This window comes from Nocardia jejuensis NBRC 103114 (assembly GCF_001613145.1).
In the GTDB taxonomy this organism is placed as follows: Bacteria; Actinomycetota; Actinomycetes; order Mycobacteriales; family Mycobacteriaceae; genus Nocardia; species Nocardia jejuensis.
Map to the genome: position 1 here is coordinate 110,178 of NZ_BDBU01000012.1, position 24,172 is coordinate 134,349.

Genomic DNA, 24,172 nt, shown 5'->3' on the forward strand with positions numbered 1-24,172 from the left:
CGGTTATAGCCTATCTCGCAGCCACGCTAGCCACTCTCGAGCAGGCCGTCCGGCTCCTGGAGAACGTCGCCGCCCGCGAACCGGGTGGTGAGCTCGGTCGAGATCTCGTAGTGGCGCACGAGGAACGAGCGTTCGTCGAGCTTCTTGCGCCGCAGCCAGCCGGTCACCTCGGCGTTGCATTTGCTCGCATTGCACGACGCGCACGCGGGCACGACATTGGCGAGCGTGTAGCGGCCACCGCGCGAAATGGCTTGCACGCAGTCCTTCTGCGGCGATGCGCCGGCGGAACCGCAGTACGCACACCCGCCCCAGGCCGTCACGAGAGCGGCCCACTGCACATCGGTGAGGTCGTGGGCGACGCTCGCCATCCGCTTCTTGCGCTTGCGCGCGGCGCGAACCTGTTTGCTACCGCCAGTCGGCACGAAGGATGAGAATACGCGTCGCGATGGTCGACACGCCGCAGGCGCGAGCTGAGCCCTCCTGGCTCTCCACCATGTCCCCGCTCCCCTGAACACTCGCCTGCAACCACTGCTGGACAGAGCCACCCGCCCCAGGGGCGGCGCCGACTCCCCGGCCCGGAATCCGTCACCGCCCTGCTCCCACCCGATCCCTCCCGTATCGGGAGGAGGCCAGCACAGACTTCACCGACAGGTCATACGTCGAGGATGAATAGTTCCTTCGACGCGGCCCCGGTCCGGATCGCGCATCAGCAGCCCCGGACCGCGGGTGTCCGCGGAATGTGCCGTGTGAGGGATGGGCTCACCCGATTCAGGTGAAGCGCGGGGTCGCGGCACGCGACACCCTGGGATATCCGCGTTTCCACGAGAGGGGTTCCGATGGTGTCACCAACCACACAACATCCGGCGCGTCAGGGGTTCGCCTTCGGAATCTCCTTCGCGGCCGGGGTGCTGATGCTGGTCGCCGCGGCGGTCTCGGTACTGCAGGGCATCGCCGCGGTCAACGGTGACGGCTTGTTCGCAGTCGGCACCGATTACGCCTACCGGCTCGACCTGAACACCTGGGGCTGGATCCACATCGTTCTGGGCGCGTTGCTCGGCCTGGCCGCGCTCGGGCTGATGTCGGGTTCACGGTTCGGCCGGATGATCGCGATATGCCTCGCGGCGTTGTCGATGGTGGCGAACTTCCTGTCGCTGCCCTACTACCCGTGGTGGGCCATCCTGATCATGGCTCTGGACGCACTGGTGATCTGGGCCGCATCGACCTGGAATCCCGCTTAGCTCAACGATTCTCGGTTCTGCTCCCCACCGTGTGCACGATGACCACCCGGGGGTTCCACGGGACGATATCGTCGACTTTGCGCTGCAGTTCCTCGATCGGTGGCAGATCGTTCGGCGCCAGCACCCGCACGGTCGCGGTATCGCTGTGCAAGGTCACCTCGGTGACCTGGGCTCCGGGCACATCGGCCAGCCACGCGCGCGTGGCGGTCGCGATCCGATCGGCCCACAGCGAGGACAGCGAATTGACCACCATCGGCGCGGCCACCAGGATCAGCGCCGCCGTCAGCAAGATGTAGGCCCGGCCCCGGCGGGCACCTGCCATCCCTGCCTCGTGGGCATATCCGGTCACGACGAGGACGACGGTGGCGGTGATGATCATCGCGATCATGTTGGAGGCGAAGAGCACGAACGCACCGAGAGCAAGTGCGGGAGCGTGCGAACCGAGGCAGACACCCACCACGGCCAGCGGCGGTACGAGCGAGATCGCTATAGCCACGCCCGGCAGTACGTCACCGACGTCGCGGCGGATCATCGCGATCACGCCGACGAGGCCCGTGGCCAGCGCGGCGGTCAGGTCCATCAGCTTCGGTGAGGTGCGACCGAGCACCTGAGCGTTGGACAGCACGTTCGTCGGATTGGGTAGCAGTTGCGCGAACACGAAACCCACCGCGATCACCAGCACGATCCCTGCGGCGACGAGGACCAGGCTTCGTCCGACCAGACCTGCTTTGCCGGTGGCGATCCCGAGGGCGACGCCCAGAATCGGAACCGACAGCGGTGCCACGATCATTGCGCCGATCACCGTGGCGGTCGAATCGCCGATGACGCCGGAGATCGCGATCACGCTCGAGAGAGTGAGCATGATCCAGAACGCCGATCGTTTCGAGCGCGCGTCACCGACTGTGAAATCGAGCCGGTCGTGAAGTTCGTCGAGAGTTCGGCGTTGGCGTTCCGGGGCCAGCAGATGCATGGCGCACTCCTCAATCGGGTAGTTGCCGCATCTCCAGGAGAGTCAGTCCGAGATTGTCCAGGCGAGCGAGGATGCCGCGCATCGCGGTGGGGTCGGTGACCGCACCGAACAGCACCGTGGTGCCGTGATTCGGAGCCGTTGAGGACAGGTCGGGGAACGCGGCCAGCGCGCGTTCGGACAGCTCACCGTCGACAACGAATTGATATCTCGTCGACATCGGACACTGACCCCGCTTTCCTTGGAAGGTTCCTGGTCGGACGATCTCGAGTGGCGCCCAAGGTTCTGCTTCGACCGAAGTGTGCGCGCCCGGGTGCAAGAGCGGCTTCATCCGATGCGGGTGAATTCGGCCGTGAGAAGTTCAGAGCAATCCGCTGCGGCGGGCCGCGGCCATCACCTTCACGCGCGAGTTGGTGCCGAGCTTGGCGTAGATGCCGCGTAGGTGGGTTTTGACCGTGTTGATCGAGACTCCCAGATCGTCGGCGATCTGCTGGGTGGTGTGCGCGGACGGGAGGTGCCGCAGCACCTTGAGCTCGGTATCGGTCAGGGTGGGATGGCGAGAAAGCCTGCGCACCAATGGATGTCGGCGCACCGACGCCGCGAAGGCGTTCTGCTGACCGAAGCCGCCGGCGAACGTGTCCAGTAGCGACAGCGCGCCGGGAACATCCAGGAACGGCCGCACGATCTGTTCGGGGGCCGCACAGCGCAGCGCGTTCTGCACTCCCTGACGCGCCGAAGCCGTCCCGCCCAGTTCCTGATGGGCGTGAGCGTGCAACAGCCACCCGGTGACCGCGTGGACGGGATGCACCGACGCCGAGGCGACGAGAAGAGGTTGAACGAGTTCGAGGACCACGCGAGATCTGTTGGCCGCGCCGGCGAGCGCCGCCTGGGCCAGTGCGATCTCGGGTGATTCGCCCAGTACAGCCCTAGCTTGATCTACCAGCAGTTGCGCCTCGTAGGTCTCGCGCACGCACAGCAGACGCCACACCACCAAAGGGATCAATCCACCGCTCATCGCGGTCGGATGTGTGTCGAGCATGTGGGAGTAGCCATGGCGCAGTCGTTCGGCATCGCCACCCTGGTCCTCGGTGGTGTCCGAGCTGGTGAGGATCGCGATCAGATACGGGAGCCATCCCCCTGCCGGCCCTGTCGATGCATCGAACAGTCTCGTGGCGGCTCGAGTACCAACTGGGCCGGTGTCGTAGTGCTCGGCCTGCAAATAAGCACCCAGCCCGGCCATGGCCGTGGCATGCGCGGCTTCGGAGGTCTCGCTCAGATCGTGCTCATGCGCGAATTCCAGCGCGGCACCGGCACGTTGACGCATGGTGGTGAGCGCGCCGGCCAGACCGGCGCTCATAGCCAGGCGGGTCAGGGCCCGCAGTCTCAGTCGAGGATGTGCGCGCATATCGGCCGCGGCCATGGCCGCGCGCAGTCGGCGGTCGGCCTCCGGGAGGTCACCGCGCGCAAGCTGAACGGTGGCCGATTCGACAGCGAGGTAGCAGTCCAGGTCCGGCTGACCTGTGGCCGCCGGTCCTTCGACACCATCGGCATCGGTGAGCGTGCCGGTGGCGATGGCCAGTTCGATGTCGACGGCACGGCGCAGCGCGGTGACGGTGTGGGCATCGACAAGTGAAATTGATTGTGCACGAACCTTTTTCAGTGTGTCGTGGTAGGCACGGGCCGCGGACAGGTCGGTTCGGTTCAACGCGTCCACCACGTGGAGCAGTTGCACGAACGGGTCGGTGAGCAGTGTCGAGTCCAGCGCGGCCAATCCGTCGAACACAAGGGCCCCCTGCCCGTCGACGGTCAAGGCCAAGGCGTGCTCGCGCAGGAAGTCCCGCAGGGGTGCGCGGTGCGGCACGGCCAACAGGTGCGGCAGGGCGCGCGCGGGTTCGTCGATCGAGCGAAGATACAGCGCGGTGCGCAGGTGGAGTTCTTCTGCCGTGTCCGCGCCCAAGCGGTTGAGTTCGGCGCGGAAATAGGCGCGCAGCATCGGGTGGGACGCGTACCAGACTCTGCCGTCGCGCAGCACGGTGGTGAGTGGATAGTTCAGCCGCGTGAGCTCGTGCATCCACTGTGCGGTGCCGCCGCCGATCAGGTCGTCGGCGAGGTTTTCGGTGAATTCGACCGGGACGCTGGTGTAGGTGAGGAACAGTCGCAGCCCCGGGGAGAGGGTGTTGATGAGCTCGCCGGCCAGCAGGTCCGACATCGAGGTCGGCAGTGCCGCCAGTGCGGCCAGCGCAGCGGCGGGTTGCTCCTCGCGCGCCGCGAGGTACATCGCCGCGATCCGTACCAGCGCCGTCCAGCCGCGGGTCAGGTCCATCAGCAGCGCGATGTCGGATTCGTCGAGTGCGCAGCCGTGTTCGCGGCAGATCTGCTCGGTTTCCGCCGGGGAGAACGCCAGGTCTCCGGCGTTCCAGCGGCGCAGTTGAGAGCTGAGTTCGAGCAGATGCCAGCGGATCGGTGGCTCGAATCTGGCAGCGATGATCGTTGTCACACAGGCGGGGGCGTGCAGGAGGAAGTGTTCGAGTCCCGCCAGGGTTACCGGGTCGGTGGCAAGGTGCGCGTCGTCGATGATCAGAAGGGTCGGCTGAGCGCGCTCGGTCAGTAGGTCGGCGAGATCCGCGGCCTCGCCCAGCGGTGTGGTCAGCGGCCCGCGAGCGGAATCGGATAAACCCCATATCGTGCGCAGGCGTTGCCACAACGTCCCGGCCGGTTGCTGACCTTCGGTCAGAGTCAGCCAGGCCACGCCGCCGGGAAACGCGTTCGAGGGGTGACGCGCGGCCCACTGGGTCAGTAGCACCGTCTTTCCAGTTCCGACAGGTGAGCAAATCAGCAGCACATTCTCACAGGATTCGAATACCGCGTCATCGAGCGATGCCGAATGGCCCACGCGCGGCAGGGGTGAAAATGCCAGCGTTGGGATTCCGTCACGAGCCGAGGTGGGTCGATCCCGCTGTCCCGCTGGGCCGAGGCCGTACGACACTGTCATGATGGCTCCTGCGACGGTCCGACGTTGTCTAGCACTCCGACATGGGACGTTATCGGAATGATTCACACATAACGGGCAGCAGGATGGAGTGTGTCCAAAACTTCACCCGAAACGGGTGAAGGCCCTTTCCGATTCCCCGCTCTAGTCTCGAATGGTCGAGCAGTGCGGTTTCCAAGTTCCGTCCAGAAATTGCGCGCTCGCCGACACCTCATCATTCCCGATTAGACATTCGTGACCATGGAGAATTCTCAGCAATTCAGTGACGGGAGGTGGTGCACGGTGTCGGACACCCACGAGGCCGGACCCCTCGATCCGCGCGTGTCCTGGTCGATCCCCCGGGGGCTGATAGTCCTGCTGGCGTCCGCGAGCGCGGTGGTCTCGATCGCCGGGATCAAAGTGTTCGCGGCGATAGTCGGGCCGGTGTTCCTGGCACTCATGCTCACCGTCGCGGTGCAACCGATCCAGTCCTGGACGCGCCGACGCGGCTGGCCGAGCTGGCTCGGGATGGCAATGGCATTGCTCGCCGCGTACGCGATCGTGGTGGGACTGCTGGCGGTACTGGTGGTGTCCGCAGCCCAACTGGCCACCGAATTGCCCGAGTACTCCACGCGTTTCGACGATCTTCTCGATGGACTCCGCTCCACGCTCTCGGGGTGGGGAGTGGGTAAGGATCAGATCCACGACATGCTCAGCGGCGTCGATTTCCACCAGCTGCTCAGCCTGCTCGAGACGGCATTGAGCAGCATGGCCGGTGTGCTCTCGAATCTGGCGTTCGTGCTGGCACTGCTGCTGTTCATGGTGTTCGACGGCATGTCGATCGGCCGGCGGATCACCATCGTCGACCGGGTGCGCCCGGACATCGCCTATGCCCTGGGCTCTTTCGCCTCCGGCACACGCCGGTACCTGCTGGTGTCCACGGTGTTCGGATTGATCGTCGCGGTGCTGGACGGGCTGGCGCTGTGGTGGCTGGGCGTGCCGCTACCCCTGCTGTGGGCGGTGCTGTCGTTCATCACCAACTTCATTCCGAACATCGGTTTCGTCGTGGGCGTGGTGCCGCCGGCGCTGCTGGCATTGCTCGAAGGCGGTCCGCGGCTGATGATCTGGGTGATCCTGGTGTACTGCGTGATCAACTTCGTCATCCAGTCGGTGATTCAACCCAAATACGTCGGAGACGCGGTCGGGCTCAGCATCACCGTCACGTTCCTGTCGCTGATCTTCTGGACGTGGGTGCTCGGGGCGCTCGGGGCGCTCCTGGCGATTCCGCTGACACTGCTGGTTCGGGCTCTGCTGCTCGATATCGACCCGTCCACACGCTGGGTGAGTGCGTTGATCAGCAGCACACCGGACCCGATTCGCGTGCATGATGCGCCGGTGCCGCGTCCTTCACCCGAATCAGGTGATCCTTCGACCTGACATCGAGACCTACCGTCGGTCAAGTCGCCGCATCGGGCGATTCCGTCGACGTAAATCGAGGTGCACCATGTCATTCTGGGAAGCAATCTGGCTCATCGTGGTGAGCTTCGCGTTCATCGCCTACCTGATGATGCTGTTCTACATCATCGGTGACCTGTTCCGTGACCGCGGCACCTCCGGCTGGGTGAAGGCGGTGTGGGTCGTCTTCCTGATCTTCCTGCCGGTACTCACGTCCCTGGTGTACCTGATCACGCGCGGCGCCGGCATGCAGGAGCGCTCGGCGAAAGAGGTGAAACAGGTGCAGGCCGCCCAGGCCGAATACATTCGCGACACCGCGGGAACCAGCCCGGCGGCCCAGATCTCCGACGCCAAGCGACTACTGGCCGAGGGCACGATCACCCAGCAGGAATTCGATCACCTGAAGGCAAAAGCACTGGCGTGAACACCATCGTGTGAACCACTGCGAAAGGGCCCGCCATCCAGGCGGGCCCTTTCGCAGTGCCGGTCAGGGAGTGACGATCGGGAACGTCGGTTCGAAATCGTCGAGAATCGCAGCCAGTTCCCGCAGCGCTGCCGCGTCGCCATCCAGGCTGATCGCCTTCTCGGACGAGAGTTTCTCTGCCGCGGCGGGTTTCAGCAGCGCACCGATCATGGCCGGCTTGGGGCCGGTGATGGTGAGCCGCGCATCACCCGCCCGCCCGCGCCGGGCGTTGAGAACCCCTCGCCTGATCCACAGCGTCCACTGTTCGCCGATATCGGTGAAGTCCAGATCGATCGTGATATCGGCATCGGCGGCCCGGTCACCGATGATCTGGACCGCGAGGAAGTCGAGCAGAATGTCCACGGGCATGGCGAGAATGGTGTCCCCGCTGGCGGTCACGTAGGGCGGCGGCTGCACGCCCAGACGCAATTCCTTTGCCGCGCTGAGGAATATGCCGCGCCACTGCGGGCCCTCCGCCTGGTAGCCCATCTGCTCGTAGGCATCGGCCTGCAATTCTCGCGCAGCGGTGTTGTCGGGATCGGCGAAGACGAGTTTGTGCAGAATCTCCGTCGCCCACCGGTAGTCACCGGCCTCGAAAGCCCGTTTGCCCTCGGCGAGAATGGCATCGGCGCCGGCGAATTCGACGAACCGCTGCGCGGACTCGACGGGAGGATGCGGGTGCAGTGAGACCGGATCTCCGTCCCACATGCCCAGTTCCTTGGTGTACACCGCGCGGACATCGTGATGCAGCGTGCCGTGGTAGCCGCGGTTGGCCCAGTTTCGGCGCAACTCCTCGGGCAGTTCGATGACCTCGGCCGCCTCCAGTGGGGTCAGCCCCTTGTTCGCCAATCGCAGTGACTGATCGTGAATGTATTTGTAAGCGTCGCGCTGTGATTCGAGGAACCCGGTCACCTGCTCGTTGCCCCAGACCGGCCAGGTGTGTGGGCCGTAGTGAACCTGCGCCGCATCACCCCAGCGTTCGAGGGTTTCATCGAGATAGCGGGCGAAGTTGCGGGCGTCACGGGTGCGCGCGCCGCGCAGCGTCTGGATGTTGTGCAGCGAGTGATTGGCGTTCTCCGCACAGGTCAGTGCACCCAGCTGCGGAATCCAGATGTGCATTTCCTCCGGCGCCTCGGTGTCAGGGGCGTAGAGAAACTCGAATTCGATACCCGCGATCTCACGTTTGACACCGGTCTCGGTGATCAGATCGGTCGGTGAGATATAGGAGATGGTCGGCCCGGCGGTGCTGACGATGCCGATGCCGCAGGTGATGTGCCCGTGGGCGTTCAGGTCCAGCAGCCCGCCGAAGGCGTAGAAACTGCGCCGGGCCATCGCATTACCGGCAATGACGTTCTCGCCCAGGGCGTATTTGTCGAATTGATGGCCGGGGGCGATGATCGGCACCTTCCCGGAGGCGACATCCGCCGGGTCCACCACGCCCTTCACTCCCCCGTAGTGATCGATGTGGGTGTGGGTGTAGATCACGGCGGCGACGGGTTTGTCGCTCACGTGTTCTCGGATCAGATCCATGCCTTGGCGCGCGGATTCCACTCCGGCCATGCAGTCGATCACGATCAACCCGTCCTGGCCCTCGACCACGGTGAGATTGGCGATGTCGTTGTTGCGCACCTGGTACAGGTTGTCGGCGACCTTGTACAAACCACCCTGGTGAATGATCTGACTCTGGCGCCACAGGCTCGGATTGACCGAATCAGGCGCGGCGTCCTCATCGCGGATCCAGTCGAAATCGCTCGGATCGAACACCACCGCGCCGTCCTTGATCACGTTGCCCGGAAGCTCCGCGATCAACCCCTGACGCGAATCCACGAAGTCCTGGGTGTTCTGCAGGTCGTACTTCGCGGCTGCCTCACGGTTGATCTGCGCGGTATGGGGCGTCGCCGGTTTGGGCTGGTAGCACATGCGGACTCCATTCGCGGGGGATGACGCGGTTCTCGATGTCCTCACGCTAATTCGCCGCGGGTGTGCCGAGCTCACCCGAAAAGGGTGAAACACACTGCTCAGGCCAAGCTGGCCGCACCACGCACGGTGAACAGTGCCCCGAACCCGAACAGCACTGCCAGCGACAACGCGCGGCTGTGGCTCAGCATCCATGATTCGGCGCGATCGAGTCCGAGGCGGGCACGTTCGCCGAGCAAGACGAAGACTCCGACAGGGATCAGAAAGTCCAGTGAGGCGGCGACGAGCAGAAGCACGGTGGCCAGCAACGCCGCCCCTGGACCGACACCGGAGCTGGACACCGAACTCATCGCCGCCATCATGATGAACAGATTCGGGTTGATCACCCCGAGCGCGATCCCGATAACGAAAGCCTTTGGCGGACCCGCGGTGTCGAGCTCCTGCAGCAGTCGCGGACGCTTGGCGACCGCGGGCGGTTTGCGCAGCGCCATCCAGGACCCGATCGCAAGGAACAGCAGCCCGACCACCAACCCGGCGCCGTGGGAGACGTCCTTGGAGGTCGCGTCCGGGTCCGAGGCGCCACCGAGCAGCGCCGAGATCGCGATCATCGTGTAGACGACGAGGAACCCGCCGCCGAACGCCACGGCATTGGGGATCGGCGCTCGGGAATGCAGCAGCAGGATGCATCCGATCACCGCACCCGGCGTGATCACCAACCCCACCATCTCGGGAAGTAGTTGCAGCAGCAGCTCACCCATGCTCGTCTCCTCGTTCCGGCATCACTTCGATCTCGAATTGCCTTCATCGCCAACGGATTCGGCGCCCGGGGAAAGATCGGCGATCGCCGCCCTGATCGTCGGGTACACGACCGACGCCAGATCGCTGCCGTCGGCGGAGTCCAGTTCGTCGCCGAACTGGCCGATCGAGCGGGCGATCCGGAAATCGATGCGGCGCAGGGAAAGACTGTCGCGCAGAGCCGTCAGCATCGCCGCGGCGGTGACGTCGATGGACGGTGAGGTCTCCGCGTCCAGTACCACGAGCCGGGTGAGGTCGGTGCACAACTGCTCGATGCGCTCGCGCACATAGTCGGCGTTGGCGAAGAACAGTCCCGATTCCACGCGCACCACCAGCAGTTCCGGTCGCAGTGGCAGATCCGGGTGACGTTCGGAGTCCAGCCACAGCGAGCCCTGTTCGGCCAGCTGCGCCACATGGGGTTGGGAGGCCCGGTAGACCAGCAGCAGCATGGAGATGCCGATGCCGATCAGCAATCCCGGCAACGTGTCGAACAGCAGCACACCGACCATCGCGGCGATGGCGGCGATGAAGTCCGCGCGCGCGGCCCGGCCGTAGATGCTGCCGAGGCGTTCGGTCCAGACCCGATACAGCTTGCGCAGCGCGGCGACGTCGACCAGTTCGATCACCGCCGCGATGACCACACCGGCCAGGGTGGCCTCGGGCAGTTTTTCGAAAAGTCCGGTCAGGAACAGCAGCGTCACCACGGTCAGCGCGGCCACCACCAGACCACTCACTTGCGTTTTGGCGCCGGCGGAACCGTTGACAGCGGTCTTGGAGAGGCTGCCGTTGACGACCATGCCCGAGGCCAGACCCGAGCCGAGGTTGGCCGCGCCGAGCCCGAGTAGTTCCCGGTTGGCATCCACGGTGTAACCCGCTTTGGCCGCATAGGTTTTCGCCGCGCCCAGCCCCTCGGCGAATCCGATCAGAAGCACACCGACCGCAGGTCCGAGCAGATCGAGATAGTCGTGCAGGTTCAGCCCACCGGGCAACCCGACGGACGGTAACCCCGAGTCGATGTGCCCCACGATGTCGAGGCCGTGCTCGTCCATGTGCAGAGTGGCGACGGCGAGGATGCCCAGCAGGACCGCCAGCAGCGAGCCGGGAACCAAGGGCAGCCACCGGCGCAGTCCCAGCACCACCGCCAACGCGAGAGAGCCGACAAGCAGTGCACGCCAATTGGTGTCACCCAGATCGCTCAGCACACCCCATGTCTGCTGGAAGAAGTTTCCCTCGTGTTTCTCGATGCCGAGCAGCTTCGGGACCTGGCCGATGATGATCGTCAGGGCCAATCCGACGATGAACCCTTTGAGTACCGGTTCGGAGATGAACGCCGCCACGAAACCGAGGCGAATCAGCCCGGCCAGCAATCCGACCAGTCCCGTCGCGATGGCCAGCGCGGTGGTGAGGGCGATGTAGCGGCCGCCGTCGGCTCCCGCGAGCGGTGTGATGATCGCCGCCGACAGTGCGGCCGTCGCGGACATCGGCCCGACGATCAGATGCCGGGAACTGCCCGCCAGCGCGTACAACACCAGCGCCGGTAGCGCCGCGTACAGACCCACGACCGGTGGCACTCCGGCGATGGACGCGTAGGCCAGCGCCTCGGGCACCATCACCGCCCACACGGTCAGGCCCGCGATGACGTCCGGGCGCAACCACCGGGATCGGTACCCCTGCAGGGACTGGAACACCGGCCAGGTCGCCATGGTCATCTCCTGCCTTCTCGCCGGGCGCGCGGAGCCGTCACAGGCCACCTATCCCTTTGCCGATCACGGCCGCGCCCATCACCAGCAGCACGATCGCCATGACAGCATGGTTGTTGGCCTGCAACCACTTTCGAGTGGAGTCCAGGGTGGGGCGCAGCCGGTCCGCGGCCACCGCGTAGCCGACCACGACCACCAGCACGCTCGCGGCGGCCAGAACCGTGAACACGAGCCCGGCGATCACCTTCGCACCGGCGCCGAGTCCGCTGGATCCGATCGTGACTCCCGCCGATACGCACAGCAGCAGATTCTTGGGGTTCACCGCCGACAGCAACACGCCCAGCCCCAGGGCTTTGACCGTGCTGAGGTCGTCGATGGCGCGCATCCAGCCCGGCGGTTCGGTGTCCGCGCGCTGTCGCCACTGCGCGGCGGCCAGCCCGAGCAACGCGACTCCCAGCACGACCTTGATCCAGGCCCCGGCGGTCGAGGTCTCACGTTCACCCGAATCGCCCAGCAGCCCGGACAACGCCACGACCGCCGCCGTCACGGCCGCGATACCGACCACCCAGCCCGTCGCGAATCCGGTTCCGGCACCGGAGGCATTGCGCGAGAGAATCATCAGAATGGCGGCCACGATCGGTATCGGGGAGATCGCCACACCCACCGCCAGCGGGAGTAGATCACCGAGAACACTGCCCATCGGGGCACCGTATGTCCGTTATCGAATGCTCTGCTCACACGTTTCGGGTGAAATCGGCGATCGGCCCGTTCCGGATGAAGCGCAGATCCAGTGAACCTCGGGATCGGGTTCTATGCGTTGACTTGTTCTCGCTCGCGGTGACGGGACTGCCGCCGGCGCCGCAGCCGGGTCATGAGGCCGACGACTCCGGCCAGATCGAGAAAGAGCAGGAACGTCAGCAGCAAGGCGTAATGGCTTGCCAGATAAGCATTCTCCCAATCCGAATCGACAATGGCAGCGGTCCGAATCACCGTGAATACGGTTCCGGTGACCCCTGCGAGCGTGATGCAGACGATCGAGGCCTTGGGCGCGTGTGGCGCGGCCCGGAAAACGTGCACCCCGACGGCGACCATCGCACAGCAGGCAATCAGATTGAACCCTGAGACCAGCAGTGCGCGAGCGGTACCCCAGCCATCCAAGGTGCTGAAATCCACGTCGGCCGAATCATCCGAGGAAAAGAGGTACAGGCCGAGGAAAAAGACCATCCCGACCAGGGCTGCGATGCCGTACACCCAGCGAACGAGCTGCTGTTTGCCCCAGGCGTTCGCGACGATGGCGAATACCATGCAGGCGGCGGCGACATTCGTCACGTCTGCCAGCACACCGGTGAAGTACTCGGGCGCAATGCGTCCACGAAATCCCTGCGGGCGACTCCACCAGCGGAGGCACAGAGAGAAACCCCAGAAAAAGACGATCAAAGTGAGGGGGCGAGACTCGGGCTGAACCCGCCATAACGTGGACCGCGCGCCGACTGTCGCTGCCGTGATCACCGCGACAGTGGCGATTGCCCATGCCTGCATCTCACATGAACCCTTCTGCGAGTCTTCCGGTCCGCTCCCGTCCCTTCTGCGCCCGGTGCGCTTTGGCCTCCGCGGCTTCGAGCCTTCTGGCCAGCTCCGCAAGCATCTCATTACTTCCGTGGTCCGCGAGAGCTTTGCGCACTCCAGGGCCGTCGGCCTCGTCGCGTGTGAGGTGTCCCGCCGCGACGAGACCCGTCGTCGGGCTCACACCATAGGTGCGACAGAACAGGATCACGGTCTCGGCCGGCGGCTTGTTGTCACCGAACAAGTGTCGATCGACGGTGTTCGGGGCCATACCCATCCGGCCCGCCACCGAGCGGATCGAATCGCGCTGCGTTACCGCGTCCCTCCACTCGCTCCAGATGCTCATGCTCCAAGTGTGGAGTGCCACTGTGTGTCAAGTCAAAGACATGTGAGCCCTTTGCTCAGCGACGCACACAACTGTGACCAGCGCCATATTGCGACAAAAAGCAAGAACAATATCGGGTTCCCGCCTGCGCGATCCCGCCCGTCGAAGTGAATTATGCGCCAATATTGGCGCATTTCTGCTCCGGCCATGTTGACCCACACGCTGGTTCCGCACATAGTTGGTCATGTGACCACATTAAAGCGGCAGTTCAATGCCCCTCGCAGGAGACGCATCCCGAATGACAGTACAGCTGAAGCCCGGCCTACTCGATGCGCTGAAGTTGGCGCACGGCGTGAAGTCCGACAGAGAACTGGCACGGGTGCTCGGAGTGTCCGAGCAATGCATTCGGCGGGCACGCAACGGCAAGCCGAGTGTTCGACTCATGGGAGCGCTGGCGCAGTTCATGCAGACCGCCGAACCCGAACGGGTCGTGATCTTCTCCTGACCACGAGAGCGCCCGATGGGAGTTCCAGCCGTGAATCGATCAAGGGGTGATCATGGCAATCCGAGCACACGACGTCGGTCCCATCGCCGCTGAGGCAGCCTTCACCTCCGATTTCGCGGTCGGGACCGAAGTACCCATGAGCGAGTTCGCGAACAAGCAAGACGTCGAACGTCGCATCATGAACGACCGGCCCGGCATCCTCACGAAATATATGCCCGTGCGCTATGACGGAGCCACCGGAACCGTGCTGACCGGCTGCCGCTATCTCTTCGACACCGGAGAGAATGCCCAGCGATATCGACGTTTCCTGGCCGAAGAACTGGAATTCGAGCCCGGCATCAAATTCTGGAGCCGCCGTTCCCTGATCGACGTGGATCGTCGCCTCTGGCGGGTGGCGGGCGCGCACAATTTCACTCCGCGGAGCGAACACGCCGTAGATCGCTTCGAACGCTTCGTCTTTCCCGACGGCGACCCTGGTGCCCAGCTCGAAAAAATCTGGCCCACAGTACGTTCCGCGGCTCGCGAACGTGGACTCGGCGCGGCCTGGTTGCTGTATCAGCCACAAGAGCGCCAGCTCGCCATCCACACCGTCGCGCACAAGATCGACGCGGGCGATCCCACCACCTCCGCCGAGGCTGCGCTGCATCACATCAGCAGCGTGCCTTCTCTGGACGTGTTACTCCCTCCAGAGCTGTACGCGCGCAAGGTCTTCGACCGCAGCGCGATGATATGCAGCATCGGCCGCCGCGCTCCCGCCGCACAGCCGCTGATCCGATGAGCCCCGTCGCCGTCCGTCCGCAGCCTGTAGATCGCTTCGGTCGACTTCCTGGGCCGCAGGGCGCAGAGCTTGACCTGAATTGTCAGTTCCGCTGCCGCAAATGCACGCGGGCCTGAGCGAACGCGGACAAGGTCGATTCTCCCAGAATGGGAGTGGCGGTGAAGAACTCCAATCGCACTCCCTGTACGGAAAGCAGGTCATCGGTCCACAACTGACGAATGCTCGGATCGACGCCGCTGAGGTACAGCTGCCCGTCCACCTCCTCCAAGCGACGCGCGTAGTCCGCGATCACGGCCAGGAATGTGGCGCTCGCGGTCGTTCGCCCGCGCAATCGCACGATCACCACCGGTGAGCGCGCGCCGACCGGATCGGGCAGGCGGGCCTGCAGGGTGCGCGCGCCCGCGTAGAACAGGCTGCCGTACACATCCAGGATTACGATCTCGTTGTCGGACAAGCGTTTCGGTGTGACGGTCTCCACCAGGTCGTTGCCTTCCACGCGCAGGCGGACCACGTCGAGGTCGAGGGCTTCCTGATTGAGCTGCATCAACAGTGACAACGCCACACCCACCCCGACCGCGATGGTCACCGGCAACAGCAACGTCGCGACGAACGTGACGATCAACGCGATGCGCGAGATCGCGCCGCTCCCCCAGATGCCCTGATAACGGCGCGGATCCAGCGATCCGACCGCAGCGATGATCAGCACTGCCGCCAGCGTGGGCATCGGTACTTTCCCGACAATCCCGGCGAACACCGCGAGGATCGCCAGCATCCACAGCCCGGTCCAGATCGACGCCCACCGGGTGCGTGCTCCCGCGGCCACGTTCAACGCGGTCTGCCCCACCGACCCACCCACCGGCATCCCGCGAAACAGCGCCGAGGCGACGTTGCCGATGCCCTGCGCGGCGAAGTCGCGATCGGGTCGGGAGCGTGAGCCATCGGAGTTCGGTGCGGCTTCGGCCACTCCGGCGCCCTGTACCAGCACGATCACCGCCACCGCCCCGGCGGCCCCCGCCAATGACGGTGTCAGCAGGCCCAGGTGCGGTATCGCCGGCAGCGGGATTCCGGTGGGGATGGCACCCACGTCGGACACCGTGCTGACCGAATCCCAGCGCAGCGCCCACATCAGCAGACTCGGTACCAGCAGCGCGCCCAGGGACGCGAGCAACCGCGCGCGGGTGCGCCCGATCACGACCATCAGCGTCAGCGCCAGCAGACCCACGATCAGCGAGGGCACATCGGTGCCCGAGGGGTGGATCAGTACATACGCGGCCTTCTGCGCCGCGACACTCCCCTCGGCCGGGGCTCCCAGGAGCGTGGGCAACTGTCCGAGGACGATATTGACCGCGATGCCGAGCAGGAACCCGGTCATCACCGAATGCGAGACGAAGCGGGTGTAGCGACCGAGTCTCAGCACTCCGGCCAGCACCATCACCACACCTGAGATAAGGGTGAGCAGCACCAGTGCGGCGGGGCGGTCCTTCTCGTCCACGTCGGTCAGCGCCGATCCGGCCGCCAGCGCCGACGCGCTGGTGGTGGTGATGATCATCAACCGGGTGCTGGTTCCGATTCCGCCGAACAATGGCCCGGCCATGGATGCGTACAGCCCGTACACGGGGCTGACACCGGCCAGTACACCCGCGGCCATCCCATCGGGAACACTGCCGATCGCGCCCGGCAACCCGGCCACCAGATCGCGTTTGGTCAATCGCTCGCGAGGCAGCAACGCACGCACACGACTCGAAAGTGACCTCATAGCATCAGAATTGGGGACGCCACATCGCGATCGCCCAGATGACGACGACATCGAGCACGATGATCGACATCGACCACCACGGGTAGTGCGGCAACCACAGGAAATTCGCGACGATCGAGATCCCCGCGATCGTGATCGCCGCCGATCTCCCCCACCGGGTGCCGGTGACGAGGCCGCCGGCGCTGATCATCAGGATCACGCCCACCACCACGTGGATCCACCCCCAGGTGGTGGTGTCGAGTTCGTAGAGATAGTCCATGCCGACGACCAGCAGGTCGTCGTTGCGAACCGCGGAGATCCCCTGGAACAGCGACACCGCACCGGCGGTGAGCAGCAAGATCGCCGCCACGACCGAGGTCCCCGCTGAGAACACCTGCCGTGCAGAGTGATCGGTCGAATGGCTCGCCATGACGGCACTCCTTTCGCGCAATGCTCGCCGCTTCTCGTACCGCGATCATGGGCGAGTCCCACTCTCGTGTGCTTCATCCGTTTCGGGTGAGGTGCGTGAGTGGGGGTGGGCGGCACCATCAGCCGATGACCGAATCATCATCGAACCTGGGACCGGTCGAACTGGTCGTGCTCACCTTCCCCGGCACCCGCGTCGACACGACAGTGCGGGCCGCGCTCAGCGAAGTGGTCGATCGCGGGTATGCCACGGTGCTGGATCTGATCTATCTGTCCAAGGACACCAACGGCTACCTGACCGAGGTCGAGATCGACGAGCCCCTCGACGACATCGGGTTGAGCGGGTTGAGCGTGGACTCGCGTGAACTGATCAGCGACGAGGACCTGGACGTGGTGCGCGGCACCATGCGCGCGGGCACCTCGGCGATCGTGGTGGTGTACGAGCAGACCTGGGCGCGCGCACTCGCCGATACCGTCCGGAGCGCCGACGGTGAACTCACCCTCCACATCCAGGTGCCGCGCGAGAGCGTCGAAGCCGCCCTGGCCGCCTCCTGAGAAAGGTTGCAGCACATGATCATGCGCAGAGGCCGGATCGGACGCCCCGGGTTGCTCGGCACCGTGGCCCGCACCGCGGTGATCGCCGGCACCGCGAACGCCACCGCGAACGCGGTCAACCGGCATTCGCAGCAGCGCGGCGCCGAACAGCAGGCGTATGCCGCGCAGCAGGCTCAGCCCTACCCGGCCGCTCCGGTTCCGGCCGCGGCGCCGCCCGGGGGCGGTGACGATCTGGTGTCGCGTTTGGAGAAGCTCGGCAGCCTGCACACGTCGGGCGCTCTCTCGGACGCGGAATTCGCCGCTGCCAAAGCACAACTGCTCGGCTGAGCCGAGTCGCTCGCGCACGCTTCGCGGTCGACCCTCTATGTGAAGGAGTACAAGAAATGCTCGCAGGAATCGCGCGCGCGGCGACAGTCGCCGCACTGGCCGTCCCCGTCGTTCTCCTCGCCGCGCCGTCCGCATCGGCGGAGCAGCCGGTGACGTCGAACGTGGATCAACCACTGAGGACGAATGTCGACGCGCCCTACATCTGGGTGAACATCTGTGTCCACATCCCGACGCCCGGATCGGCCACCTTGGATTGGTGCTGGCCGTAGCTTTCCCTTGCTGACGCCGCCGGAAGGTCTCCCGGCGGCGTCAGCCATGTCGAGCGTCGTCGTCGCGGGCCGACGGTTTTGCTTCCCGTCGGCACATCGACCGGGATGCCCTGTCGGTGCGTCGATCGGCGGCCAGGCTAGGTCTGCTCGAAATCGCCAGGCTTCCAACTACCGTCGAATGCGGGCGCCTGGGGGCCGTAGATGCGGAAGTAGACGAACCAGCCAGTGCCGGGCAGCGTTTGGATCCAGCGGTTTCCGGCATCCGCCGGGGCGGTGGGACCGAAGTACAGGTCGATAGGATCACTGCCGGTGGAATCATGGAAGTCGAACAGCGAACTGAGGACGGCCTTGTCCTGATCGGTGCGGATCTGACTTCGAGTGCGGGCGTCGTAGACGGTGACGGACCAGAACAGGGAGCCCGGGACCGGTTGCGGGACGGTCAGCCGATAGGTGCGGCCGCCCTCGAGATAGGCGCCGGCGGCATCGCGCTGGCCGAGCCAGTACAGCGATCCGGCCTTGGTATCGCGGCGGAACATGGCGGGTGAGGCGCCGATGGCTTGGTAGAACCACTTTTCCCGGGCTTCGACGTCGAGCCGGTCCGGCTGCTCGAAGTCACCGTTCTCGAATCTCAGTGCGGCCCATTCCCATTGGCGATCGGGCCACACCACTCGGTCGGGCCTGCGGTCGGCGAATGACTGCACGCGCAGCTGGGCATTGCCGATCAGCGCGGCGCGCTCGAGGATTTCGGTCATGCGGGCGTCGGGCTCGAACGGGCGGCCCGCGGCGATACCGAGCGCGGCGAGATCCCCGTAGGCGACGTGGAACTCCGGCAGGGCGGGTTCGCTGTCGATCGCTTCGTGCAGAGCCCGCCAGTAGCCCAGGTTGTTCTCCCACGCCAGGGGTGTCGAATCCTGTGGGCCCGGCGTCAGGTCCAGCCAGGTCGGGGTAGGGAACTCCCGTGCCGGATCCAGCGGTCGCACCGTGACGGTGGTGAGCCTTTCGAGCGCCCCCGGCACGTCACCGCCCACCGGCAGCGATCGGATTCCGCCCAGCACCCGGTAGGTGGTCGAGCGGCCGACGTAGTAGCCCTGCGGGATGTCCCCGTCGTAGCCGGGCGGCAGCAGCAGATGCCTGCCGCCCTGTCCGGCATCGGGGCCGGGCAGGCCCATATCCAGTACCCAGCGCTGGTTGAGATCCATCGCGATGCAGATCAGGGGCCCCGGTGGTAGTTCGATGACCAGCGGCCCGTCGCGCAGATCCAGCAGCAGCGGCGCGTACGGCGTATCGGAGTTGAGCGTGAACCCGACATGTTTCGGCTCCGTCTGCAGGGTGCCGAACACACGATTCTCGAGCACTCCGATCGCGTTGTTGCCCTTGAAGATCGCGAGTCCGGAGACGGTGGGATAGAACAGCCGGTAAGCCGACACCGCCCGGGCGAGGTCGATCTCGTCGTATACCCGCGCAACCGTCTCCGGTCCCGGATAGCCGCCGTCGAACTCGTATCCCTCGTGCGCCATCGCTCGCTCCCGTCCGCCGGATCGTCGACACAACGCTATGAGGCGCATCCTGACCTCCACCTCACCCACAACGGGTGAAGCCGAGCGTCCGGCCGAACGGCCACACTCCCAGCCATACGAGACAGATCACCGGCGAAGGAGAGCTGATCGGCGTCGGGGCGCCGAATTCACCCGGGACAGGCGAGGCGGCCACCGCCGTGGACCGACAACTCTGGTGAGGCGCACCGGTGACACCGCACCGAGTTCTTCGACCACCGTGATCGGCCGAACGTCGAACCGAGGAGCAGCAGATGATCGTGTCGGAGTCCCTGCCACCCGGCGGTCTCCCGTGCGCTCGGTGAAATCTCTTGTGGCGCACTCCCGTCAGGCGTCGATGGCGCGCGCCGAGGGGGCTACGGGGTGGCTGCGCGCGACGCCTGTGGGGCGCACCCTGTGGCGGATCGTGGACGGGTTGGTGGAGATCCAGATCGTGGATCGGGCATTGGCGCTCGCGGCACAGATCTTCACCTCGGTGCTGCCGGTGATCATCGCCGCGTCGGTGTTCAGCGGCTGGCATACCGCCGCGGACACCATTAGCGACCAGTTCGGTTTCGACACCCAATCATTGTCCGTCGGTGAGGCGGACACCACCGATCCCTCGTTCGCCGCCTTCGGGGTGGTCGGCCTGCTGATGGTCGTGCTCAGTGGCACCTCGTTCGCCCGCGCGCTGGGGCGGGTGTACGGGGCGGTGTGGCAGGTGCCGTCGATGGGGCCGCGCGATGCCTGGCGATGGCTCGCGGCGCTGTTGGCCGTGGCACTGTCGGTCGGACTCGTCGGGCAGACCCGAGACCTGTCGCACGTGCAGTATGCCGGGCGCCCCCTGGCATTGATCGGGGAAATCATCGTGTGGACGCTGGTGTGGGCGTTCGCGCCGTTCCTGCTCACCAAGGGTGCGCTGACCGGTCGCTTCCTGTGGGCCACCGGCCTGGTGACCGCCGTGGGCTTGACCGCCGTGCATGTCGCCGGGCGCATCGCACTGCCGCGGATGACCGCGAATGCCCAGCAGCACTTCGGGCCGCTGGGCTTGGCGTTCACCTCGGTCAGTTGGCTTTTCATCATGTCGATGGCGATCGTCGGCGCGGCCTCGGTGGTCAATTCCTTCGCGGCCGACGAAACGTTCGTCGGCCGCTTCCTGCGGGGCCCGGACGCCGGTCCACGAGATCAGCTGTGAATCAACCCTCTTCGACTGTGGCGTCCGCGGCGTCTCCCGGCCGCCCGCCGAGCAGCTCCACCACCAGCAGTGCCGCGATGGCAACGACCACCGTCACGATCACCACCAGTCCGGTCGGATAACGCCAGAAGACAAGGGTGATCGCGGCCAAGGCGACGATGCCCGCCCGTAACGGGCCCCGGAAACGCCCGATAGCGGCTTCGATCGCACTGGGCTCCCGGTCCTCGCGATGCGATCGTGCCCTGGCGACCGTGCGGGTGTACGCGCCGCGAATCGCGACCGCGCTCCGGGAAGACCCGGTGAGGAACCCGGCAGCCGCGATCACCACGGCCAGAACGAACACCGCACGCATCGTGGTCCGCAGCGGCACGAGCACCGCGTCGATCAGCGTCGCGGCCACCGGCGCCGAGAGCACGTCCGCCGGAATCGCTCGCAGGTACTCCGACCGCCCGATACCCAGCGCGACCGCCAGCAGCGCCATGGCCACCGCCAACGCGACGCCCACCCCCGAGAATGCTCGTCGGCGTGCACCTTTGGGCGCCGCCCACACCGCCCCCGCCGCCACGAGCAAGGTCGCCCACGGCAGCACGCCGGCGGCACGATCCAGGACCGACACCCACCGCTGCGCGGTGACCAGTTCCGGCGCCCGGAACAACACGAACGATCTGTCGATCGCGGGCACCCGCTCGGCGAAGGTGAATCCGCGCTCGGTCAGCGCGATGCGCACCTTGTCGATGATCGGCCCCAGCGACACGCTCACCGTGCCGTCCTCGTCCATACCCACTGCGGCGCGCGTGTCCCCGTTCAGCACCGCGACGACCCCACGATGCGCCTGCCGGTTCACCTGGATCCACAGCGCCTCGAAATCATCCGAGGCAAGAACCGACTCCGCCGTCTCGTGCACGAACTGCTCGGCCTGCTCCTGGACCACCGGCGCCAGGCCGACAACGGCCGGCGGGACGCGCGGGGCGCTCTCGGTGATCGCGGTCAGCGCCGTGGCGGTGACGTTTTCCACATCCAGGCGATCCATGATCGCGTCGGTGATCCGGTCCGCGAGCCCGTCGCGCACCTCCTGATCGGATCCCAGCGGTGTCACGGTCTGCACGTAGCGGTCCGTATCGAGCAGTTCACCACGAGCGAACCGTGCCAGGACCGACGAAAGTCCCAGCACGGCAACAACAATCAACAGCAGTGCCACGCCCGTCCAGCGAAGTCCGGACCGCCGTCCGAGCTGGGGAACACCGACGGCGCCTGCGGTATCGGGAGTCCGCTCGGCGCGCAGGATCTCGAGTTCACCGCGCAGGCGCGTGAGCTCCTCGCGTTCGGTCTCCTCCAGTGGACGGTCCGGGTCCTCGGCCTCCATGACAATCTGCCTCTTCGTCGGGGGTGCCCATCACTCGAGGTCGGTGCGATGTTCTGCCCGCTAGGGCGTTTCCGGGGTGACGATCGCGAAGTTCTTGTCACCGGGATCCAGCACGGCCAGAAGCCGAGCCAGCACAGAACTGTCGCCGGACAGGCTGCTCCCGGATTTCGCGACACTGTCGGCGGACAACCCGCCCAATACCAGCGCCGGTAGGGTCTTGCCCGAGGTGGTCAGCGTCGCGTCGGCCGAGCCCGGTTGCGGACGGTCGCTGTAGGTGAGCACGCCGTTGGCCAGGTTCAGCCGATAGCGCTGATCGGTATCGGACAGCACGACATCGATCGAGAGCGTTTCGCCCCACGCGTTCGGGCCGTCGACCTGAATCGCGATGGCGTCGAACAACATCGCGGGTGACAGCTGAGCGAGAACGTCCGGCGCGTTGGTCTCGGTCGGAGTCCCGAACTGACCTTCGCGCAATTCGGTCGCACCCGAGAGGTAGAAGTTGCGCCAGGTGCCGTTCTCGGACCCGTACCCGAGCTGCTCATAGGTATCGGCCAGTAGCTCGCGAGCTTGGGCATGGGTGGGCTCGGCGAACACGACATGGTTGAGAACCTGTGCGACCCAACGGAAGTCACCACTCTCGAACGATTCACGGGCCTTGCCGACCACCGCGTCCGACCCACCCATGAAGTCCACATACCGCTTGGATTGTTCGACCGGTGTGTGCTCCCACAGACTTGCCGGGTTGCCGTCGAACCAGCCCAGATAACGCTGGTAGATCGCCTTGACATTGTGGCTGAGCGAACCGTAGTAACCGTGTGCGGACCAGGCCTTCTCCAACGACGGCGGCAACTGGATCTGTTCCGCGATCTCGGGGCCGGTCAGACCCTTGTTCATCAACCGCAGCGTCTGATCGTGCACGTAGGCGTACAGGTCACGCTGGGTGGAGAGGAATTCCCGCACTCGTTCGTTGCCCCACACCGGCCAGTGGTGCGAGGCGAACACGACTTCCGCTTCCCCGCCGAACAGATCAATCGTCTCGGTGATGTAGCCCGCCCAGCCGTGCGGGTCGCGCACCACCGCGCCGCGCAGGGTCAGCAGATTGTGGAAGGTGTGGGTGGCGTCCTCGGCCGCGCACAGCGCTTTGAAGTCCGGGAAGTAGACGAGCATCTCCGAGGGCGCTTCGGTATCGGGCGCCATCTGGAAGATCATCCGCACCCCGTCGACCGTTTCTTCGTGGCCGGTGGTGGTGATGAAATCGGTGGGCGCGATCAGCGAGACGGTACCGGTGGAGATCGTCTGCCCCAATCCGGCGCCGACCTGACCCTGCGGACCCCGTGCGAGCGCCGCGCCGTACATGTATGCCGCGCGCCGATTCATCGCGGTTCCGGCGTACACGTTCTCCGACACCGAGTGCTCGATGAAACCCTCGGGTGCGAAGATTTTCACGGCACCGTCATCGACCTGCTGCTGGGAGACGAAACCCTTCACACCACCGAAGTGATCAGCGTGCGAATGGGTGTAGACGATCGCCTTGACCGGCCGGTCACCGCGGTGCGTGCGGTACAGCTCGAGTGCCGCGGCCCCGGTTTCCGCCGATAGCAGGGTGTCCACCACGACGACGCCCTCATCGCCCTCGATGAACGAGGTATTCGACAGGTCCAAGCCACGCACCTGATAGACCCCGGGCACGACCTCGAACAATCCCTCGATCGCGGCAAGTGTGGATTGCCGCCACAGGCTGGGATTGACCGTGTCGGGGGCATCGCCGTCGAGGAAGGCGTAGGTGTCGTTGTCCCACAACACGGTTCCGTCCGGTGCGGTGACCGCATTGGGTTGACGCCGGCCGACCAAGCCTCGCGTGGCGTCCTCGAAGTCCTGCGTGTCGGAGAAGGGCAACCGATCCAGGAGCGCCTTGTTCTGACGGACGATGGACTCGGATGCCGGTTTCGGGGTCGCAGCCATATCGAGAGTCTGCGACGACGACCGGCGGGACGGTTCACCCGAAACGGGTGAAACTGATGATTGTCCTCCCTGCCGAAATCGATACGTCGTGGAAACTCTCGGACCCGGGCATTTCGACCTTGCGATCGTTCGAG

The 24,172-nt window shown here is 65.5% G+C and carries 24 protein-coding genes; 9 read left to right on the top strand and 15 right to left on the bottom strand.

The annotated features are described in order from the left end of the window. Positions 1–26: 26 nt before the first annotated feature. Positions 27–368, bottom strand: a complete 342-nt coding sequence (locus NJ1_RS09370) for an HNH endonuclease (RefSeq protein WP_067690429.1) — start codon at positions 366–368, stop codon at positions 27–29. Between the two features lie 468 nt (positions 369–836). Between NJ1_RS09370 and NJ1_RS09375 the strand changes: the two genes are divergently transcribed. Continuing rightward, positions 837–1,238, top strand: a complete 402-nt coding sequence (locus NJ1_RS09375) for a DUF7144 family membrane protein (RefSeq protein WP_067690431.1) — start codon at positions 837–839, stop codon at positions 1,236–1,238. 1 nt (position 1,239) lies between these two features. Here the strand turns inward: NJ1_RS09375 and NJ1_RS09380 are convergent, their stop codons facing one another. The 3 genes from NJ1_RS09380 to NJ1_RS09390 form a co-directional block, all read right to left on the bottom strand. Beyond that, entirely contained in the window at positions 1,240–2,208 is a 969-nt protein-coding gene (locus tag NJ1_RS09380) for a DUF389 domain-containing protein (protein ID WP_067690435.1), read from the bottom strand. Between the two features lie 10 nt (positions 2,209–2,218). Continuing rightward, on the bottom strand, positions 2,219–2,425 hold the full coding sequence (locus NJ1_RS09385) for a DUF8691 family protein (protein ID WP_067690439.1): 207 nt from the start codon (positions 2,423–2,425) through the stop codon (positions 2,219–2,221). Between the two features lie 141 nt (positions 2,426–2,566). After that, the gene (locus NJ1_RS09390) at positions 2,567–5,263 is read right to left on the bottom strand and encodes a winged helix-turn-helix domain-containing protein (RefSeq protein ID WP_157573859.1); all 2,697 of its coding nucleotides are present in this window, start codon (positions 5,261–5,263) and stop codon (positions 2,567–2,569) included. 213 nt (positions 5,264–5,476) lie between these two features. Between NJ1_RS09390 and NJ1_RS09395 the strand changes: the two genes are divergently transcribed. Together NJ1_RS09395 and NJ1_RS09400 are read left to right on the top strand one after the other, a co-directional pair. Next, the gene (locus tag NJ1_RS09395) at positions 5,477–6,610 is read left to right on the top strand and encodes an AI-2E family transporter (RefSeq protein WP_067690891.1); all 1,134 of its coding nucleotides are present in this window, start codon (positions 5,477–5,479) and stop codon (positions 6,608–6,610) included. Positions 6,611–6,677: 67 nt separating this feature from the next. Next, entirely contained in the window at positions 6,678–7,052 is a 375-nt protein-coding gene (locus NJ1_RS09400) for an SHOCT domain-containing protein (RefSeq protein WP_067690445.1), read from the top strand. A gap of 63 nt (positions 7,053–7,115) precedes the next feature. On the opposite strand, the gene NJ1_RS09405 is transcribed toward NJ1_RS09400, so the two are convergent. The 6 genes from NJ1_RS09405 to NJ1_RS09430 all read right to left on the bottom strand — a co-directional run bounded on the left by NJ1_RS09405 (position 7,116) and on the right by NJ1_RS09430 (position 13,412). Beyond that, complete coding sequence (locus NJ1_RS09405) at positions 7,116–9,011, bottom strand: alkyl/aryl-sulfatase (RefSeq protein ID WP_067690448.1); 1,896 nt, start codon at positions 9,009–9,011, stop codon at positions 7,116–7,118. 98 nt (positions 9,012–9,109) lie between these two features. Next, a complete protein-coding gene (locus tag NJ1_RS09410; RefSeq protein ID WP_067690451.1) occupies positions 9,110–9,766 on the bottom strand; it encodes a GAP family protein in 657 nt (218 codons plus the stop codon). Between the two features lie 21 nt (positions 9,767–9,787). Further along, positions 9,788–11,512, bottom strand: coding sequence for a SulP family inorganic anion transporter (locus NJ1_RS09415; protein WP_422615745.1), 1,725 nt, complete (start codon positions 11,510–11,512; stop codon positions 9,788–9,790). Positions 11,513–11,543: 31 nt separating this feature from the next. Beyond that, the gene (locus NJ1_RS09420) at positions 11,544–12,203 is read right to left on the bottom strand and encodes a GAP family protein (RefSeq protein WP_067690453.1); all 660 of its coding nucleotides are present in this window, start codon (positions 12,201–12,203) and stop codon (positions 11,544–11,546) included. Positions 12,204–12,313: 110 nt separating this feature from the next. Continuing rightward, the gene (locus NJ1_RS09425; RefSeq protein WP_157573860.1) at positions 12,314–13,042 is read right to left on the bottom strand and encodes a hypothetical protein; all 729 of its coding nucleotides are present in this window, start codon (positions 13,040–13,042) and stop codon (positions 12,314–12,316) included. 1 nt (position 13,043) lies between these two features. Further along, positions 13,044–13,412, bottom strand: a complete 369-nt coding sequence (locus tag NJ1_RS09430) for a helix-turn-helix domain-containing protein (RefSeq protein ID WP_157573861.1) — start codon at positions 13,410–13,412, stop codon at positions 13,044–13,046. A 277-nt stretch (positions 13,413–13,689) separates the two neighbouring features. On the opposite strand from NJ1_RS09430, the gene NJ1_RS09435 reads away from it, so the two are divergent. Continuing rightward, a complete protein-coding gene (locus NJ1_RS09435) occupies positions 13,690–13,896 on the top strand; it encodes a hypothetical protein (RefSeq protein WP_067690461.1) in 207 nt (68 codons plus the stop codon). 52 nt (positions 13,897–13,948) lie between these two features. Beyond that, on the top strand, positions 13,949–14,674 hold the full coding sequence (locus NJ1_RS09440) for a hypothetical protein (RefSeq protein WP_067690893.1): 726 nt from the start codon (positions 13,949–13,951) through the stop codon (positions 14,672–14,674). 82 nt (positions 14,675–14,756) lie between these two features. On the opposite strand, the gene NJ1_RS09445 is transcribed toward NJ1_RS09440, so the two are convergent. Both NJ1_RS09445 and NJ1_RS09450 read right to left on the bottom strand, forming a co-directional pair. Next, positions 14,757–16,430, bottom strand: coding sequence for a SulP family inorganic anion transporter (locus tag NJ1_RS09445; protein WP_067690464.1), 1,674 nt, complete (start codon positions 16,428–16,430; stop codon positions 14,757–14,759). Between the two features lie 4 nt (positions 16,431–16,434). Further along, positions 16,435–16,839 carry a DUF7144 family membrane protein gene (locus tag NJ1_RS09450; protein ID WP_067690467.1) on the bottom strand — a complete coding sequence of 135 codons (405 nt, stop codon included), beginning with the start codon at positions 16,837–16,839 and terminating at the stop codon, positions 16,435–16,437. A 125-nt stretch (positions 16,840–16,964) separates the two neighbouring features. Here NJ1_RS09450 and NJ1_RS09455 point away from each other — a divergent pair, with 125 nt between their 5' ends. The 3 genes from NJ1_RS09455 to NJ1_RS09465 are packed head-to-tail and all read left to right on the top strand — an operon-like array spanning position 16,965 to position 17,986. Beyond that, positions 16,965–17,390, top strand: coding sequence for a DUF6325 family protein (locus NJ1_RS09455; RefSeq protein ID WP_067690470.1), 426 nt, complete (start codon positions 16,965–16,967; stop codon positions 17,388–17,390). 15 nt (positions 17,391–17,405) lie between these two features. Next, positions 17,406–17,717 carry an SHOCT domain-containing protein gene (locus tag NJ1_RS09460; protein WP_067690895.1) on the top strand — a complete coding sequence of 104 codons (312 nt, stop codon included), beginning with the start codon at positions 17,406–17,408 and terminating at the stop codon, positions 17,715–17,717. 56 nt (positions 17,718–17,773) lie between these two features. After that, entirely contained in the window at positions 17,774–17,986 is a 213-nt protein-coding gene (locus NJ1_RS09465) for a hypothetical protein (RefSeq protein WP_067690475.1), read from the top strand. Positions 17,987–18,123: 137 nt separating this feature from the next. On the opposite strand, the gene NJ1_RS09470 is transcribed toward NJ1_RS09465, so the two are convergent. After that, positions 18,124–19,503: a DUF1254 domain-containing protein gene (locus NJ1_RS09470; RefSeq protein WP_218025158.1), complete on the bottom strand. Its 1,380-nt coding sequence runs from the start codon at positions 19,501–19,503 to the stop codon at positions 18,124–18,126. Positions 19,504–19,840: 337 nt separating this feature from the next. On the opposite strand from NJ1_RS09470, the gene NJ1_RS09475 reads away from it, so the two are divergent. Further along, positions 19,841–20,713 (top strand): hypothetical protein, encoded by an 873-nt coding sequence (locus NJ1_RS09475; protein ID WP_245717299.1) that lies wholly within the window; start codon positions 19,841–19,843, stop codon positions 20,711–20,713. A gap of 1 nt (position 20,714) precedes the next feature. On the opposite strand, the gene NJ1_RS09480 is transcribed toward NJ1_RS09475, so the two are convergent. Beyond that, positions 20,715–22,076, bottom strand: a complete 1,362-nt coding sequence (locus tag NJ1_RS09480) for a hypothetical protein (RefSeq protein WP_067690479.1) — start codon at positions 22,074–22,076, stop codon at positions 20,715–20,717. Between the two features lie 60 nt (positions 22,077–22,136). Further along, a complete protein-coding gene (locus tag NJ1_RS09485; protein ID WP_067690481.1) occupies positions 22,137–24,038 on the bottom strand; it encodes an alkyl/aryl-sulfatase in 1,902 nt (633 codons plus the stop codon). Between the last annotated feature and the right edge of the window lie 134 nt (positions 24,039–24,172).